Raw genomic sequence first — 17,890 nt, 5'->3', positions numbered from 1 at the left:
CTCAGGCTCCCAGTTTGGTCAGGGCTGCGAGCACGGTCTCCGGCGTCGGGTTGGCCAGTTCCCCCACCAGCGCGCCGTCGTTCATCAGGACCACGCGGTCGGCGTAGGAAGCAGCCACCGGATCGTGGGTGACCATAATGATGCTCTGGCCCATTTCCCGGGTGGAGCGGCGCAGCAGGGAGAGTACCTCGGCGCCGGACTTCGAATCCAGGTTGCCGGTGGGCTCGTCGCCGAAGACCACATGAGGGCGGGTCAGCAGGGCGCGGGCGACGGCGACGCGCTGCTGCTGGCCGCCGGAGAGCTCGTGGGGGCGGTGCTTGAGCCGGCCGGTCAAACCCAGGGTCTCCGTGATGTACTCCAGCCATGACTGGTCCACCTTGCCGTTGGCCAGGGCCACGGGCAGCGTGATGTTCTGTTCGGCCGTGAGGGTGGGCACCAGGTTGAAGGACTGGAACACAAAGCCCACGCTGTCGCGGCGCAGGCGGGTCAGCTCGGCGTCCTTCAGAGATGTGATCTCCGTGTCCCCGATCCAGATCCTGCCCGAGTCAGCCGTGTCCAGTCCCGCGAGGCAGTGCATGAGGGTGGATTTGCCGGATCCGGACGGTCCCATGATGGCGGTGAAGGTGCCGGCGTCAAAGGTGACGTCAACGTCGGACAGTGCGTGGACGGCGGTGTCGCCGGAGCCGTAAGTCTTGTTCAGGGACCGTGCGGCAGCGGCGGCCGTGGTGCCGCCGGGCACGGAAGATTTCTCAGTAAGGGTTGTCATACCCATTACGTTATGCCTCGGCCGGTTGCCGGAGCATCGGAGGAGGGGCGGGGATCAGCCCGGCCCCGTCTCATACCGTGGGTGGAAGCGGGCCTGCCAGCCGGTAGGACTCCAGCAGCAGTTCCTCCAGTTCACCGCGGTCCACCCGGTCCAGCCGCACCAGCACCAAGAGCGGGGAACGGTCGTGGTGCGGCGTCCAAAAGAAGGTGTCCGGGTTGGTGCCCGCCAGTGCCTCCCGTTCCGGAGACTTGACGGTCAGAACCCCGTCATCCCAGATCCGCGCCATCAGGGTCCGGGCAAACCACGCGGGCTGCTGCCAGCTGAGCCGTTCGGTGACGCCGGGCAGGCCAAGGCAGAAGGAACGGACGTCGGCTTCAGCGGACACGGCAGCCTCCCTAACTCCGGAGCGCCGGGGCACCCCTGTCTACGGTGCGACGATACCGGTTTCGTAGGCAATCACCACAGCCTGCACGCGGTCCCGGGCGCCGAGCTTGGCCAGGATGTGGCCCACGTGCGTTTTCACTGTGGCGTCGGAGAGGAACAGGTGCGCGGCGATTTCGGGATTGGAGAGTCCCTGCGCGATCAGTCCGAAGACTTCGTGCTCGCGGGGGGTGAGGCGTTCGACGTCGGCCGCATGCCGGCTGACCTCGGCGGTGGGCTCGCGGAGCAGGGGAGCCACATGGTCCAGCAGCCTGCGGGTGGTCGACGGCGCAATCACCGCGTCGCCGCGGTACACGGTGCGGATGGCGTCGAGGAGTTCTTCCGGCGGGGCGTCCTTGAGCAGGAAACCGCTGGCTCCGGCACGGATCGCGGACAGCGCGTACTCGTCCAGGTCGAAGGTGGTCAGCACCACCACCTTGAGCTCGGCGTCGCTGGATCCCTTGGGCTGCGCCGCGGCGCGCTCCAGGATCCGGGAGGTTGCCTCGATGCCGTCCATCCCGGGCATGCGCACGTCCATGAGGACGACGTCGGCGCGCACGGCGGAGAGCGCGCGCACCGCTTCCTCGCCGTTGCCTGCCTCGGCCACCACGGTCAGGTCGGGCTGGGAATTGATCAGCATCTTGAAGCCGCCGCGGACCAGCTGCTGGTCATCGACCAGGGCCACCCGGATGGGCGCGGGCTCGGGGATGTCGCTGCCGGAAGGGTTGGACAGGGTGCCGGTCATGCTCAGGCCTCCGTATAGGGAATGAATGCGGTAACGCGGAATCCTCCGCCGACTGCGGGTGCGGCCACCAGTTTTCCATCGTAGAGGGCCACCCGCTCCGCCATGCCATTGATGCCCTGGCCGGAACCGGCGGCCGGGGGAGCCGGCGGCGCGGCATCCGCGCCGGCGCCGCGTCCGTCGTCGAACACCCGGACCTCCAGGCCGCGGGACGTCCACTCCAGCTCCACGTCCGCCCGCACCGATGGGCCGGCGTGCTTGAGCACGTTGGTGAGTGACTCCTGGATGACCCGGTACGCGGTGAGCTCCGCTCCGGCGGGAAGCTGGCGCCGCATGGCTCCCGTCCGATGCACGCTCACCTCCAGGCCGGCGCGTTTGACCGCGTCCACCAGGGAATCGACGTCGGCCAGCGAGGGCAGCGGGCGCGTGGAAGCCAGCTCGTCGCCGCGCAGCACCCCGAGCAGGCGCCGCATTTCACGCAGCGATCCGCGGCCCGTCTCCGCGATGGTGCCGAGAGTCTTGACGGCAATTTCGGGATCCTGGGCGCTCGCGTACCGGGCGCCGTCCGCCTGGGTGATGATGACCGAAAGGGAATGGGCCACAATGTCGTGCATTTCCCGGGCAATGTGGGAGCGCTCGTCAGCGGCGGCGAGATCGCGTTCCTGCTGCCGCTCGGTCTCCAGCCGTCGTGCTCTGTCCTCCAGTGCCTGGAGGGCCAATCTGCGGGTGCGGGCCAGGTCGCCGAAGGTCCAGGCCACCAGGATGACGGCGTCAAAGGCAATGACGTTGAAGACGAACATGGCCGCGGTCATGGTCCCAAGCCCCTCAAAGGGGTTGGCGAAGTAGCGGAAAACAAACAGCATCCCGCCGATCAGCGCCAGGGCCAACCCGCCCAGGCTCGCCCAGCGCGGTGCATAGGCGGCCAGCGCATAGACCGTTGCCAGGACCACGATGTCCGCCGGCAGGGGGAAACCGCTGAAAATCACCTGCATCAAACAGAAAAAGGCGGTGATGCTGCCGGACAGCACCGGCCGGGTCCGGCGCCATGCCAGGGGCACCACAATGCCCAGGGACACGACGATGTCGAATACCGGATGCGGGCTTCCGACCGCCGTTGCCGAAAGCACAAAGAAGAGCACACCGAAAAGCATGAGAGTGGTGTCTACCTTGAAGGGATTGGCCTGCAGCCAGGCTTGGATTCGGCGGTGCACGAGCATGGACAACAACTTTAGGGCCTGACCCGCCTGCAGGTCCTCATGCCAGGGGCTGATCTCCGGAAGCGTCCAGCATGTGGAACGGTTTGCCCGCGATATGGACACCCTTCCTAGAATGGCGGCATGAGCGAAGAGTCCTCCACTGTTTCCCTGGCCGTCATTCCCGGTGACGGCATCGGTCCTGAAGTCACTGCCGAGGCCGTTAAGGTACTCCTTGCGGTGACGGACGGCGGCCCCGTGCGCCTCGAGCTGACTGAGTATCCGCTTGGCGCCGAGCACTGGCTGGCCACGGGTGAAACCCTGCCGGACTCCACCCTGGAAGCGCTCAAGGGCCATGACGCCATCCTGTTCGGCGCCGTCGGGGCGGCTCCGGGGGATAAGAGCATTCCGTCCGGGCTTCTGGAGCGGGAAATGCTGCTCAAGCTGCGCTTCAGCCTGGACCACTACGTGAATCTGCGTCCGTCCCGGCTCTACCCCGGGGTCGCCAGCCCGCTGGCCAACCCCGGCACCGTGGATTTCATTGTGGTCCGCGAAGGCACCGAAGGCCCGTACACCGGCAACGGGGGAGTGCTCCGCGAAGGAACTCCGCACGAAGTTGCCACCGAGGTCTCCCTGAACACCGCCTACGGCGTGGAACGCGTGGTCCGGGATGCGTTCCGGCGCGCCAGCGAGCGTCCGCGCAAAAAACTCACCCTGGTGCACAAGCACAACGTGCTGGTCTACGCCGGCAGGCTCTGGAAGCGCACCGTGGAACGCGTCGCCGTCGAATTCCCCGAGGTCAGCCACGACTACCTGCACGTGGACGCGGCCACCATCTTCCTGGTGACTGATCCGTCACGCTTTGACGTGATCGTCACGGACAACCTCTTCGGCGACATCATCACGGACCTGGCTGCTGCTGTGACCGGCGGCATCGGACTGGCAGCGTCCGGCAACATCAACATGGACGGCACCTTTCCCTCCATGTTTGAACCGGTGCACGGTTCGGCCCCTGACATCGCAGGCCAGCAGAAAGCCGATCCCACGGCAGCCATCCTCTCCGCGGCGCTGCTGCTGCGCCACCTCGGGCTGGAAAAAGAAGCCGCCCGCGTGGAACAGGCGGTGGAGGAGGACCTCGCCGCACGCACCGGGGAACCGCGCACGACAGCGGAAGTCGGCAATGCGATAGCCGCAGCGGTGTCATAAGCTCGGGGAGTATCAATAACCAATTCGTCGGACGGCCCGCGCCGCCCACCGTGGAGGAAAAATGTCTGTCAGCGCTCTGGAATTCTCCCAGCAGCTCTCTGCCCACCCAAAGTCGGCGCAGGAGCGTGCGGCCATACTGGCCAACCCCGGATTCGGAGACTACTTCACGGACCACACCGCGGTCATCGACTACAAGGCCGATGAAACCGGCACCGGTATCTGGCAGAACGCCCGGATTGAACCGTACGGTCCCATCGCCATGGATCCGGCCGCGGCCGTGCTGCACTACGGCCAGGAAATCTTCGAGGGGCTCAAGGCGTACCGGCATGCCGACGGCTCGGTGTGGACGTTCCGCCCGGAAGCCAACGCCGCCCGCATGAACCTCTCCGCCCTCCGTCTTGCCCTGCCGGAACTGCCTGAAGAGCTGTTCATGGAATCGCTCCGCCGGCTGGTGTCGGTGGATTCGGACTGGATCCCCGAAGGCGACGGCGCCGCGCTCTACCTGCGCCCGTTCATGATCGCCACCGAAGCGTTCCTCGGCGTTCGCCCTGCACGCGAGGTGTCCTACCGTGTCATCGCCTCGCCCGCCGGCAACTACTTCGGCGGCGAACTGAAGCCCGTATCCATCTGGCTCTCCACCAGGTACGCCCGCGCCGGCATCGGCGGCACCGGCGAAGCCAAGTGCGGCGGCAATTACGCTGCTTCCCTGATCGCCCAGATGGAAGGCGAGGCGCACGGCTGCAAGCAGGTGCTGTTCCTGGACGCGGCCAATGACAACGCCGTGGAAGAACTCGGCGGGATGAACGTCTTCTTTGTCTTCAAAGACGGCAGCCTGGTCACGCCGGCACTGTCCGGCACCATCCTGCACGGCGTTACCCGCTCCTCCGTGATCCAGCTGGGCCGCGATCGCGGACTGGACGTCCAGGAACGGAAGATCACCCTGGATGAATGGCGCGACGGCGTGGCCTCCGGTGACATCACCGAGGTCTTCGCGTGCGGCACCGCTGCTGTCATCACGCCGGTGGGCGAACTAAAGACTGAAACCGAGACCATTGGATCGGCCGACGCCGTTGCCGGCCCGGTCACCATGTCCATCCGCGAACAGCTTCTGGGCGTTCAGACCGGCACCGTGGAAGATACCCACGGCTGGCTGACCCGACTGGCCTAAACGCCGGCTCAACAAAGGAACCCGATGTCCACCACCACCCTGACCCGCAGCAGCCCGCTGACCCGCTTTGCCCTGGCGCCGAACCCCGGTCCCATGAGTCTGGAGGGAACCAACAGCTATGTCATTGCTGCCGAGGATTCAGACCATGTGGTGGTGGTGGACCCGGGGCCCCTGGATGAAGCGCACCTGCAGCTGCTGGCGTCCGCCGGGACTGTGGAACTGGTCCTCATTACACACCGGCACCCCGACCACACCGAGGCAAGCGTACGGTTTGCCGAAATGACCGGGGCACCTGTCCGTGCCTTCCACCCTGCCTACTGCGTGGACGGAGATCCGCTCGTTGACGGTGAAGTGGTGCACGCCGGGGGAGTGGACATCACGGTCCTGGCCACCCCCGGCCACACCTCGGATTCCGTCTGCTTCCACCTTCCCGCCGACGGGCCGGGCGGATCCGTCCTGACCGGCGACACGATCCTGGGGCGCGGCACCACAGTTCTGGACTTCCCGGACGGAACACTCGGAGACTATTTCGCCAGCCTGGAACGGTTGTCAGAGCTGGGGCATGCAACGGTGCTTCCGGCGCACGGGCCCGTGCTCTCTGACCTCAGCACAGTGGTCCTGACCTACCGGGACCACCGTCAGGAGCGTTTGGAGCAGATTCGCGCCGCGCTGGAGGAAGCAGGAGAAGGAGCCTCCGTTTCCGAGGTGGCGGACCTGGTCTACGCCGATGTGCCGGCCAACGTCCGCGGAGCGGCGGAACTGTCAGTGGCTGCCCAGCTGCAGTATCTGCGGGGCAACGATCCGCTGTGAGCGAGACAACGGCCGCCGGACTTGCAGGGACCTGAACTTCCGTCGCAAACTATTGGAAGTTGGTTCGGCAACGCGCAGATTTAGCGCAGACGCCCCGGGGCCGGCAGAGTGCAGGAGGTCACACTCCGGCGGTTTGCAAGGACCGGCAAGTCTGTGTAAAGTTTAGTGAGTTGCCCCGGTGAGTGCCTGGCGGACATGGTCCGCTGGCAAGGCTCCCGGATCCGGCAACAGCCCAAAAACACAGCAGCGGATTTCATCCGAATGCTTTGTGGCGGGTTCAAACGGTTGTTTCAGCCAATTACCGCGAATACCGCGGAATTGCTAAAACGGTCCGGATGAAATAGAATAAAGAAACACTGCAGCGAAGAGAAAAGAAAAACATTCTTTGTTTTTCCGAGTATTTCGGATGCATCTGTTGTTTGAGAACTCAATAGTGTGCCAAGTTTATTGATACCAATTATTTTAATTGGTTGAACTGGTTGTTTCCGCCCACCCCGTGGGTTGGGAGCAGCTTTTTTAGCTGGTTTCGAATTTAGTGCAGGACTGTGCAGCCAATTTTCCTTGGCTCCGGTCTTGTGTCTGTAACACATTTACGGAGAGTTTGATCCTGGCTCAGGATGAACGCTGGCGGCGTGCTTAACACATGCAAGTCGAACGATGACTTTTGTGCTTGCACAAAATGATTAGTGGCGAACGGGTGAGTAACACGTGAGTAACCTGCCCTTAACTTCGGGATAAGCCTGGGAAACCGGGTCTAATACCGGATACGACGGATTCCCGCATGGGGGTCCGTGGAAAGCTTGATGCGGTTTTGGATGGACTCGCGGCCTATCAGCTAGTTGGTTGGGGTAATGGCCCACCAAGGCGACGACGGGTAGCCGGCCTGAGAGGGTGACCGGCCACACTGGGACTGAGACACGGCCCAGACTCCTACGGGAGGCAGCAGTGGGGAATATTGCACAATGGGCGAAAGCCTGATGCAGCGACGCCGCGTGAGGGACGAAGGCCTTCGGGTTGTAAACCTCTTTCAGCAGGGAAGAAGCGAAAGTGACGGTACCTGCAGAAGAAGCGCCGGCTAACTACGTGCCAGCAGCCGCGGTAATACGTAGGGCGCAAGCGTTATCCGGAATTATTGGGCGTAAAGAGCTCGTAGGCGGTTTGTCGCGTCTGCTGTGAAAGCCCGGGGCTCAACCCCGGGTCTGCAGTGGGTACGGGCAGACTAGAGTGCAGTAGGGGAGACTGGAATTCCTGGTGTAGCGGTGAAATGCGCAGATATCAGGAGGAACACCGATGGCGAAGGCAGGTCTCTGGGCTGTAACTGACGCTGAGGAGCGAAAGCATGGGGAGCGAACAGGATTAGATACCCTGGTAGTCCATGCCGTAAACGTTGGGCACTAGGTGTGGGGGACATTCCACGTTTTCCGCGCCGTAGCTAACGCATTAAGTGCCCCGCCTGGGGAGTACGGCCGCAAGGCTAAAACTCAAAGGAATTGACGGGGGCCCGCACAAGCGGCGGAGCATGCGGATTAATTCGATGCAACGCGAAGAACCTTACCAAGGCTTGACATGAACCGGAAAGGCCTGGAAACAGGTCCCCCACTTGTGGCCGGTTTACAGGTGGTGCATGGTTGTCGTCAGCTCGTGTCGTGAGATGTTGGGTTAAGTCCCGCAACGAGCGCAACCCTCGTTCTATGTTGCCAGCGGGTTATGCCGGGGACTCATAGGAGACTGCCGGGGTCAACTCGGAGGAAGGTGGGGACGACGTCAAATCATCATGCCCCTTATGTCTTGGGCTTCACGCATGCTACAATGGCCGGTACAAAGGGTTGCGATACTGTGAGGTGGAGCTAATCCCAAAAAGCCGGTCTCAGTTCGGATTGAGGTCTGCAACTCGACCTCATGAAGTTGGAGTCGCTAGTAATCGCAGATCAGCAACGCTGCGGTGAATACGTTCCCGGGCCTTGTACACACCGCCCGTCAAGTCACGAAAGTTGGTAACACCCGAAGCCGGTGGCCTAACCCCTTGTGGGAGGGAGCCGTCGAAGGTGGGACCGGCGATTGGGACTAAGTCGTAACAAGGTAGCCGTACCGGAAGGTGCGGCTGGATCACCTCCTTTCTAAGGAGCACCTCAAAGTTTTCGTGTTCTTCCACAGTGTTGGATGCGGGCTTTGCAGGAGATGCCCATATCGGGAACATATGTTTTCCGGTGGGTGCTCAAGGGTGGAATATCAATAGGCAGGTGCCCGGCGTTGAGCCCGGCAGCACAGTACGTTCTTCCTTCGGGGAGGACTGGAAACGCTGCCGGTGTCTTCAAGTACCGGGTTTTTCCGTTTGGCACACTGTTGGGTCCTGAAATAACAGGACCGAAGAATTTCAAGCCTTCATTGGAGGGGTTGGAAGGGACACGGGTTCGTGTTGTTTCTGATTGTTCCTGCGCAGGCCCAAGACTTCCACGGTGAATACGTGGTGGTGGCGGGGTGTGACGGGGTTGTTGTTTGAGAACTACATAGTGGACGCGAGCATCTTAAAATTATTAAGTGCAATTTCAGATAAACCTGGTGACCGGTTTTACCGGCCTCCATGGTTTTCTCGATAGCGATAATATTTATTGATCTTTGTGGTCAAGTTTTTAAGGGCACACGGTGGATGCCTTGGCATCAGGAGCCGAAGAAGGACGTAGGAATCTGCGATAAGCCTGGGGGAGTTGATAACCGAGCGTTGATCCCAGGATGTCCGAATGGGGAAACCCCGCCCGGCGCGCGAGTGACCGGGTGACCCGCATCTGAACACATAGGGTGCGTGGAGGGAACGTGGGGAAGTGAAACATCTCAGTACCCACAGGAAGAGAAAACAACAGTGATTCCGTTAGTAGTGGCGAGCGAACGCGGAAGAGGCTAAACCAGTGGTGTGTGATAGCCGGCGGGCGTTGCATCACTGGGGTTGCGGGACTTTCCGTACCGATTCTGCCGGATTGGTGAAGTGAGTGCAGATGCATAGGTGAACGGGTTTGAAAGCCCGGCCGTAGAGGGTGTTAGCCCCGTAACCGGAATGTATGCTGCCGCTTGGAGAGGATCCCAAGTAGCACGGGGCCCGAGAAATCCCGTGCGAATCTGCCAGGACCACCTGGTAAGCCTAAATACTCCCTGATGACCGATAGCGGACAAGTACCGTGAGGGAAAGGTGAAAAGTACCCCGGGAGGGGAGTGAAACAGTACCTGAAACCGTGTGCCTACAATCCGTTGGAGCAGGGCGATGCCACTTGTGGTGTTGTGCTTGTGACAGCGTGCCTTTTGAAGAATGAGCCTGCGAGTTAGTGTTACGTCGCGAGAGTTAACCCGTGAGGGGAAGCCGTAGCGAAAGCGAGTCTGAACAGGGCGATGCAGTGGCGTGATCTAGACCCGAAGCGGAGTGATCTACCCATGGCCAGGTTGAAGCGCGTGTAAGAGCGCGTGGAGGACCGAACCCACTTCAGTTGAAAATGGAGGGGATGAGCTGTGGGTAGGGGTGAAAGGCCAATCAAACTCCGTGATAGCTGGTTCTCCCCGAAATGCATTTAGGTGCAGCGTTGCGTGTTTCTTACCGGAGGTAGAGCTACTGGATGGCTAATGGGCCCTACAAGGTTACTGACGTCAGCCAAACTCCGAATGCCGGTAAGTGAGAGCGCAGCAGTGAGACTGTGGGGGATAAGCTTCATAGTCGAGAGGGAAACAGCCCAGACCACCAACTAAGGCCCCTAAGCGTGTGCTAAGTGGGAAAGGATGTGGAGTTGCTCAGACAACCAGGAGGTTGGCTTAGAAGCAGCCATCCTTGAAAGAGTGCGTAATAGCTCACTGGTCAAGTGATTCCGCGCCGACAATGTAGCGGGGCTCAAGTACACCGCCGAAGTTGTGGCATTCAAATATTAGCCAAGCGGATGGTTTATCCATTTTCGTTCAAGCGTTTGGATGGGTAGGGGAGCGTCGTGTGGGCAGTGAAGTCGCGGTGTAAACCAGCGGTGGAGCCTACACGAGTGAGAATGCAGGCATGAGTAGCGAAAGACGGGTGAGAAACCCGTCCGCCGAATGATCAAGGGTTCCAGGGTCAAGCTAATCTGCCCTGGGTAAGTCGGGACCTAAGGCGAGGCCGACAGGCGTAGTCGATGGACAACGGGTTGATATTCCCGTACCGGCGAAAAACCGCCAATACTGATCGGGGGATACTAACCGCCCAATACCTGACCGTTAGCCCTTGTGGCGACACGGTTTTTGGTGGAGCGCGGGACCTGATCCCGGGAGGTAAGCGTATTAACAGGTGTGACGCAGGAAGGTAGCCGGGCCGGGCGATGGTTGTCCTGGTCTAAGGATGTAGGGTCAGTGATAGGTAAATCCGTCACTGTGTCTTGAATGACGCACCTGAGATCTGACGGGACCCACTTTGGTGGGAATCCGGTGATCCTATGCTGCCTAGAAAAGCATCGGCGCGAGGTTTTAGCCGCCCGTACCCCAAACCGACACAGGTGATCAGGTAGAGAATACTAAGGCGATCGAGAGAATTATGGTTAAGGAACTCGGCAAAATGCCCCCGTAACTTCGGGAGAAGGGGGGCCCCAACCTTGATGGACACTTGCTGTCCGGAGGGGATCGGGGCCGCAGAGACCAGGGGGAAGCGACTGTTTACTAAAAACACAGGTCCGTGCGAAGTCGCAAGACGATGTATACGGACTGACTCCTGCCCGGTGCTGGAAGGTTAAGAGGACCGGTTAGCCCTTACGGGCGAAGCTGGGAATTTAAGCCCCAGTAAACGGCGGTGGTAACTATAACCATCCTAAGGTAGCGAAATTCCTTGTCGGGTAAGTTCCGACCTGCACGAATGGAGTAACGACTTCCCCGCTGTCTCAACCATAAACTCGGCGAAATTGCAGTACGAGTAAAGATGCTCGTTACGCGCAGCAGGACGGAAAGACCCCGAGACCTTTACTATAGTTTGGTATTGGTGTTCGGTGTGGCTTGTGTAGGATAGGTGGGAGACTGTGAGACCCGGACGCCAGTTCGGGTGGAGTCATCGTTGAAATACCACTCTGGTCATACTGGATATCTAACTTCGGCCCGTAATCCGGGTCAGGGACAGTGCCTGATGGGTAGTTTAACTGGGGCGGTTGCCTCCTAAAGAGTAACGGAGGCGCCCAAAGGTTCCCTCAGCCTGGTTGGCAATCAGGTGGCGAGTGTAAGTGCACAAGGGAGCTTGACTGTGAGAGAGACATCTCGAGCAGGGACGAAAGTCGGGACTAGTGATCCGGCGGTACATTGTGGAATGGCCGTCGCTCAACGGATAAAAGGTACCTCGGGGATAACAGGCTGATCTTGCCCAAGAGTCCATATCGACGGCATGGTTTGGCACCTCGATGTCGGCTCGTCGCATCCTGGGGCTGGAGTAGGTCCCAAGGGTTGGGCTGTTCGCCCATTAAAGCGGTACGCGAGCTGGGTTTAGAACGTCGTGAGACAGTTCGGTCCCTATCCGCTGCGCGCGCAGGAAATTTGAGAAGGGCTGTCCTTAGTACGAGAGGACCGGGACGGACGAACCTCTGGTGTGTCAGTTGTACTGCCAAGTGCACCGCTGATTAGCTACGTTCGGATGGGATAACCGCTGAAAGCATCTAAGCGGGAAGCCCGCTTCGAGATGAGATTTCCATACACCTTGTGTGTGAGAGGCCCCCAGCCAGACCACTGGGTTGATAGGCCGGATGTGGAAGCGGGGACTAAAGACCCGTGAAGCTGACCGGTACTAATAGGCCGATAACTTACACCACACCACAGTCTGGGCAGGAAACGACTTCAAACGTTCCCGCCAAAGAAGGATTGTGTTGATCATGCTGCTTGCGTCCACTATGTGGTTCCCGGATAACAAACCCGTGTGTGGTTTGTCACCGTGGAACGAACCGCTGATTGTCCTTTCGGGGATGGTTGGGTGGTTTAGAATAAAAGAGAAGTGTTCATTCTTACGCGTGGATACTTTATCATGACAGGCACGGTTGAACGTGTTTGGTTGTGACCCATTGTTTTCCCCTCCACCAGGAGCAGTTTGGCTGGTGGTGCGGGTGGTAGGGTTACGGCGGTCATAGCGTGGGGGAAACGCCCGGTCCCATTCCGAACCCGGAAGCTAAGACCCACTGCGCCGATGGTACTGCATCCGGGAGGGTGTGGGAGAGTAGGTCACCGCCGGACAATATTTCGGTAGAGAGAGTAAGGCCCCGCCATCGGCGGGGCCTTACTTGTTTAACAGGAGCTTGTTTTTACCCCGCATCGCGGGAGCGTAACCGGGCAATCTTCTACTAGGCTTGAGAACATGCGTATTGCTCGATTTGTACAAGACAGTGACCCAGCGTTCGGCGTCGTGGACGGAGACGAGGGCCAGGAAGAAATTGCCGTCATCAAGGGCGATCCGTTTTTCTCCGGCGTTCAGCTGACGGGGGAGCGCCACAAGCTGGAAGATGTCCGGCTGCTGGCACCGATCATTCCCCGCAGCAAGGTGGTGGGGATCGGCAAAAACTACGCCGATCATGCAGCCGAAATGGGCGGTGAAGTTCCGCCTGCTCCGCTGATGTTCCTCAAGCCCAACACCTCGGTCATCGGCCCCAACGATCCCATTGTGCTGCCGGCCTTCTCGGACGAGATCTCCTACGAGGCAGAACTTGCCGTCGTCATCGGCCGGATCTGCAAGGACGTGCCGCTGGACCGCGTGGACGAGGTTGTCTTTGGGTACACGTGTGCCAATGACCTGACCGCACGCGATGCCCAGCGCACCGATGGCCAGTGGGCCCGTGCCAAGGGCTTTGACACCTCCTGCCCCCTCGGCCCCTGGATTGAAACCGACCTGGACACTGACGATGTGGCCGTCCGCGGTTACCTCAACGGTGAGCTGGTGCAGGACGGGAACACGAGCCAGATGGTCTGGGGCGTGAAGGAACTTGTCTCCTACGTCTCCCAGGCCTTTACCCTGCTGCCCGGCGATGTCATCCTCACGGGCACGCCGGCAGGTGTAGGTCTCATCTCCGACGGGGAACGTTACGAGGTTTCCATCGAAGGCATCGGCCGCCTCTCGAACACCGCCCGCAGCTAAGAATGAGCAACCCCAGCGCCGGACCGGTGCGCAGCCTTGCCCTGGTCCGGCGCTTTTTGCCGCCCGGCGCCGTGTGGGCGGCTGCCCTGCTCGCTGCCCCTTTCCTGAATGACGACGGCGCTACCGCCTTGGTCTGGGGTGTTGGGTCAGCCGTGCTGATTGCCCTGTTTCCGTGGGCGCTGGTGACGGTTTTGGATAAGCGCGGAGACCTGCGGCGAGGCCTCAACCGGCTGGGGGCCCCGCCCATAATCCTCGGGGCGTTCGGAGCTGCGTTCATGGTGCTTCGCGTTGTCCGCTGGACCGATGGGCCGCGGGCACTGGCCGCCGTCGTCTTCGGCATGATCGCGGCCTATGCCCTGACCGCGGCGGTCTCCAAGGCCGCCCGGCTGGAATGGGCGGATGTCACCTACGCCGCCGCCGCCGTCGTGCTTCCGGTCCTTCTCTTCCTGTTGTTTCCGGGAGCGGCTGGTGCGGTCCTGGCTGCCGCCGCTGCCTGCGTCTGCGTCGCCGCCGTGATCAGCGGCCGCGGACACACCGTCAAAACCGGTGCCGCAGCAGCCGTTGGCGTGCTGGCCGGCGGCGGTGTCTTCCTCTGGCTGCTGACTTACAGCCTGTAATCGTCCGGGCGGACACGGCAAGAGACTAAACTGGAAGCATCATGACTAACCTGCCTTCACTTGCCGACCTGCCCACCGTCGATGACAACACGCCAGTGCGCGTGCGGTTCTGTCCCTCACCCACCGGAACCCCGCACGTGGGCCTCATCCGGACCGCCCTGTTCAACTGGGCCTATGCCAAGCACACCGGCGGAAAAATGGTGTTCCGCATCGAGGACACCGACACCGCCCGTGACAGCGAAGAGAGCTTCCTGCAGCTTCTGGACGCCCTGGACTGGCTGGGCATCACCTGGGATGAAGGCGTCAACGTGGGCGGCCCGCATGAGCCGTACCGCCAGTCCCAGCGCGGTGAGATCTACCAGGACGTCATCGCCAAGCTCAAGGACGCCGGCCATCTGTACGAGTCCTACTCCACGCCGGAGGAGATCGAGGCCCGCCACCGTGCCGCCGGCCGCGACATCAAGCTCGGCTATGACAACTATGACCGCGACCTGACGCCTGAGCAGATCGAAGCCTTCAAGGCCGAGGGCCGGCAGCCGGTGCTGCGCGTGCGCATGCCCGATGAGGACATCACGTTCAACGACCTCGTGCGCGGCGAAATCACCTTCAAGGCCGGCACCGTTCCGGACTTTGTGGTGGTCCGCGCCAACGGCGCCCCGCTCTACACGCTCGTGAACCCGGTGGATGATGCGCTCATGGGCATCACCCACGTGCTTCGCGGCGAGGACCTGCTGTCCTCCACCCCGCGCCAGATTGCGCTTTACCGGGCCCTGATCGACGTCGGAGTCGCCCAGTACATGCCGCTCTTCGGCCACCTGCCCTACGTCATGGGCGGCGGCAACAAGAAGCTCTCCAAGCGCGACCCGGAGTCCAGCCTCTTCCTGCACCGCGAACGCGGCTTCATCCCCGAGGGCCTGCTCAATTACCTCTCCCTGCTGGGCTGGTCCCTGTCCGCGGACGAGGACATCTTTACCGTTGACCAGCTGGTGGAACACTTCGACATCCACGACGTCCTGGCCAACCCGGCCCGCTTTGACATCAAGAAGGCCGAAGCCATCAACGGCACCCACGTGCGGATGCTGGATCCCGAAGACTTCCGGAACCGGCTGGTGCCGTACCTGCGGCAGGCCGGGCTGGTGGGGGAGACCCTGACCGCCCGCGAAGAGGAAATCCTCACCGAGGCCGCCCCGCTGGTCCAGGAACGCATCACCCTGCTGGGTGAGGCTCCGGAGATGCTCGCTTTCCTGTTCAAGGCCGACGACGCCATTGACGTGGCCGACGACGCACGGAAGGGCCTGCCCGAGAACCTCACCGAGGTGCTGGACGCCGCCATCGCTGCGCTGGAACCGGTTACTGACTGGACGGCCGAGAACATCCAGGCAGCGCTGCGCACTGCCCTGGTGGAGGAGATGGACATCAAGCCGCGCAAGGCCTTTGGTCCGGTCCGCACCGCCGTGTCCGGCCGGCGCATCTCGCCGCCGCTGTTCGAATCCATGGTGATCCTGGGCAAGGACTCCTCGTTGGCCCGCCTGAATGCCTTCCGGAACGCAGGCTAGGTCCATGCCTTTGCGCCCGCAGGTCCGCGGGGTCCTCTTCGACATCGACGAGACCCTCGTGGACCTGCAGGCGGCCATGGGCACCACGCTTCAGGGACTCGGTGAAAAGGACCTGGCGCACTTCACCCCGGCGGACTGGAACACCTACACGTCCCTTTTCGCCGCTGACCCGCAGGGGCACTACGACGCCTACCTTGCCGGACACCTGAGTTTTGCCGACCAGCGGGTGCTGCGGGTGCAGCATGCCCGGGAGCAGGCAGGCCTGGCGCCGCTGGACAGCGACGCTGCAAGAATGTGGAACGAAGCCTATGAGGAAATGCTGCCCCTGCACTTTCGGGCGTTCGATGACGTGGTTCCGCTCCTCGACGAGCTGGATATGCGCGGTATTCCCTACGGCGCGGTGAGCAACAACGTCCACGACTACCAGCGGTCAAAGCTCGACGCCGCCGGCCTGCAGCGGATCGAGGTCCTGGTGGGCATCGACTCCGTCGGGGCGGCCAAACCGGACCCGGCAATCTTCCTGGAAGGGGTCCGCCTGCTCGGCACCGAGCCCGGACAGACCCTCTATATAGGGGACAATCTGCGCGTTGACGCCGTGGGGGCCTGCGCCGCCGGTTTGCAGGGGATTTGGCTCGACCGGGCGGAGAACCCGTCACCGGTGCGCCAGGAAAGTGACGCACCCGCGGACGGTGATTTCCGCACCGTGCGGTCCCTCAGCGAGGTGGCGGCTCTGGTGGGGAGCTGACGGCGGCCGGAAGGGCCAGGGACGCGTTTTGTGCTTCCCCCGGAACCCGTGTATAGTTATATCTCGTGCTGAGGGGTTGCAGCGGGGAAAAAGTTCTCCGAAGCGGCCGGAAAAGCGCAGTGGGATATGGTGTAATTGGCAACACATCGGTTTCTGGTACCGACATTCTAGGTTCGAGTCCTGGTATCCCAGCGGTTCTCAATTGATAAGCGATTATCAATTTGAAGATCAGCAGTAAGTATGAAAAACTTATTGAGTTCAATTTCCAGATTGAGCAAAAAGGAAGCAAGACGCCTTTAGGGGCAGACTGCTTGTACATGGCCCCATCGTATAGCGGCCTAGTACGCTGCCCTCTCACGGCGGTAACGCGGGTTCGAATCCCGCTGGGGTCACCATTTAGCCAGCTTCGGAGTTTCTCCGGAGCTGGCTTTTTTGTTGTCCGGATATGGCACCATGGAAAACCTCCGGGAAAAACGGCCAAGCAGGACCGAGATAGCTTTCCAGCCTGGAACCCGATGCGTTCCGCGACGTTAATTCAAAAGGAATTCCCCGTGCCTCTGAATGCGCCCATAGTGGCGGACCTGGATGAAAAATCCCTCCTTGCCCTTATTTTTCCACGCCTGGGGGCGGATACGGCGCTGCTGGGACCCGGTGATGACGCCGCGGTTATTGCCGCACCTGATTCCCGTACCGTGATTTCCATTGACACCCTCGTACAGGATGCGGACTTCCGCCTGCTCTGGCCCTCCGGATACCGCACCACGGGGTTCGATGTTGGCTGGAAGTGCGTTGCACAGAACGTTTCCGACATCCGCGCCATGGGCGCGGTCCCCACGTCACTGGTTGTCAGCCTCACCCTGCCCGGCAGCACGGAAGTTAAATGGGTGGAGGACCTCGCCGACGGACTTGCCGCCGGCATCTCGGCCCTGGCTTCAGAACAATGCTCCGTAGTGGGCGGAGACCTGGGCCGCGGCAGCCAGATAGTCGTCACAGCCGCCGTCACGGGGGATCTGGAGGGCCGGGCACCTGTGCTGCGCTCCGGAGCCCGCCCGGGGAACGTTCTGGCCCACATCGGGGCCCTGGGGCTGGCTGCCGGCGGCCTCGCCGTGCTGGAAAGCAGCTTTGACATGTCGGATCCCGGGGGAGCCGGTGATCAGGAGCTTGCCGGTCTCGTGATGGCGCAGTGCCGGCCGCGGCTGCCGCGAACCGGTGCAGGGCCTGACGCGGCGGCCGCCGGCGCCACAGCCATGCTGGATGTCTCAGACGGATTGGTGCGCGACGCCGGCCGGATCGCCCGCGCCTCCGGAGTGGGCATCGACCTCGACGCCGGCTACCTCCGCACCAGAGCCGCGTCCCTGGCGCCGGCGGCGGTCCGGCTCGGTGCCGACCCGCTGTCATGGGTCCTGGGAGGGGGAGAGGACCACGGCCTCCTGGCAGCCTTCCCGCCGGACGCCGTTTTGCCCGAGGGTTTTGTCCGGATAGGCGCGGTGCACGACGGCGAAGGCGTCACCTTCGGCGGTCAGGCCCCGCCCGCGACAGGCTGGGACCACTTCGCCGGCTGAGCAACCGGC

General features: G+C 61.8%; 12 protein-coding genes, 2 tRNA genes and 3 rRNA genes. 13 read left to right on the top strand and 4 right to left on the bottom strand.

The window, feature by feature from the left end; genetic code table 11:
- Position 1: 1 nt before the first annotated feature.
- The 4 genes from KG104_RS12380 to KG104_RS12365 all read right to left on the bottom strand — a co-directional run bounded on the left by KG104_RS12380 (position 2) and on the right by KG104_RS12365 (position 3,145).
- On the bottom strand, positions 2-766 hold the full coding sequence (locus KG104_RS12380; protein ID WP_207348061.1) for an ABC transporter ATP-binding protein: 765 nt from the start codon (positions 764-766) through the stop codon (positions 2-4).
- Between the two features lie 70 nt (positions 767-836).
- Entirely contained in the window at positions 837-1,151 is a 315-nt protein-coding gene (locus KG104_RS12375; protein ID WP_207348062.1) for an MmcQ/YjbR family DNA-binding protein, read from the bottom strand.
- Positions 1,152-1,190: 39 nt separating this feature from the next.
- A complete protein-coding gene (locus tag KG104_RS12370; RefSeq protein ID WP_207348063.1) occupies positions 1,191-1,931 on the bottom strand; it encodes a response regulator in 741 nt (246 codons plus the stop codon).
- A 2-nt stretch (positions 1,932-1,933) separates the two neighbouring features.
- A complete protein-coding gene (locus tag KG104_RS12365; protein ID WP_207348064.1) occupies positions 1,934-3,145 on the bottom strand; it encodes a sensor histidine kinase in 1,212 nt (403 codons plus the stop codon).
- Positions 3,146-3,265: 120 nt separating this feature from the next.
- Here KG104_RS12365 and KG104_RS12360 point away from each other — a divergent pair, with 120 nt between their 5' ends.
- From KG104_RS12360 to thiL, 13 genes are all read left to right on the top strand, one after another.
- The gene (locus KG104_RS12360) at positions 3,266-4,327 is read left to right on the top strand and encodes a 3-isopropylmalate dehydrogenase (RefSeq protein WP_104160626.1); all 1,062 of its coding nucleotides are present in this window, start codon (positions 3,266-3,268) and stop codon (positions 4,325-4,327) included.
- Positions 4,328-4,388: 61 nt separating this feature from the next.
- On the top strand, positions 4,389-5,495 hold the full coding sequence (locus tag KG104_RS12355; protein WP_104052378.1) for a branched-chain amino acid aminotransferase: 1,107 nt from the start codon (positions 4,389-4,391) through the stop codon (positions 5,493-5,495).
- A gap of 24 nt (positions 5,496-5,519) precedes the next feature.
- Complete coding sequence (locus KG104_RS12350) at positions 5,520-6,305, top strand: MBL fold metallo-hydrolase (RefSeq protein WP_104052377.1); 786 nt, start codon at positions 5,520-5,522, stop codon at positions 6,303-6,305.
- Positions 6,306-6,894: 589 nt separating this feature from the next.
- Positions 6,895-8,422, top strand: a 16S ribosomal RNA gene (locus KG104_RS12345).
- 503 nt (positions 8,423-8,925) lie between these two features.
- A 23S ribosomal RNA gene (locus KG104_RS12340) occupies positions 8,926-12,091 on the top strand.
- 298 nt (positions 12,092-12,389) lie between these two features.
- Positions 12,390-12,506 (top strand): 5S ribosomal RNA (gene rrf, locus KG104_RS12335).
- Together the 16S, 23S and 5S rRNA genes form the textbook arrangement of a ribosomal RNA operon.
- A gap of 121 nt (positions 12,507-12,627) precedes the next feature.
- Positions 12,628-13,401, top strand: a complete 774-nt coding sequence (locus KG104_RS12330) for a fumarylacetoacetate hydrolase family protein (RefSeq protein ID WP_104053788.1) — start codon at positions 12,628-12,630, stop codon at positions 13,399-13,401.
- 2 nt (positions 13,402-13,403) lie between these two features.
- Entirely contained in the window at positions 13,404-14,018 is a 615-nt protein-coding gene (locus tag KG104_RS12325) for a hypothetical protein (RefSeq protein ID WP_207347168.1), read from the top strand.
- Between the two features lie 41 nt (positions 14,019-14,059).
- Entirely contained in the window at positions 14,060-15,574 is a 1,515-nt protein-coding gene (gene gltX / locus KG104_RS12320) for a glutamate--tRNA ligase (protein WP_104053790.1), read from the top strand.
- A gap of 4 nt (positions 15,575-15,578) precedes the next feature.
- A complete protein-coding gene (locus KG104_RS12315; RefSeq protein ID WP_104053791.1) occupies positions 15,579-16,319 on the top strand; it encodes an HAD family hydrolase in 741 nt (246 codons plus the stop codon).
- Between the two features lie 120 nt (positions 16,320-16,439).
- Positions 16,440-16,511: transfer RNA gene (locus tag KG104_RS12310), tRNA-Gln, on the top strand.
- 127 nt (positions 16,512-16,638) lie between these two features.
- Positions 16,639-16,714: transfer RNA gene (locus tag KG104_RS12305), tRNA-Glu, on the top strand.
- Positions 16,715-16,870: 156 nt separating this feature from the next.
- Positions 16,871-17,881: a thiamine-phosphate kinase gene (gene thiL / locus KG104_RS12300; protein ID WP_237688591.1), complete on the top strand. Its 1,011-nt coding sequence runs from the start codon at positions 16,871-16,873 to the stop codon at positions 17,879-17,881.
- Positions 17,882-17,890 lie beyond the last annotated feature (9 nt).

The sequence above is a fragment of the Arthrobacter sunyaminii genome, from assembly GCF_018866305.1.
Classification (GTDB): Bacteria; Actinomycetota; Actinomycetes; order Actinomycetales; family Micrococcaceae; genus Arthrobacter_B; species Arthrobacter_B sunyaminii.
The sequence above is the reverse complement of the archived record's forward strand: the minus strand, read 5'-3'. Positions and strand labels throughout refer to the sequence as shown.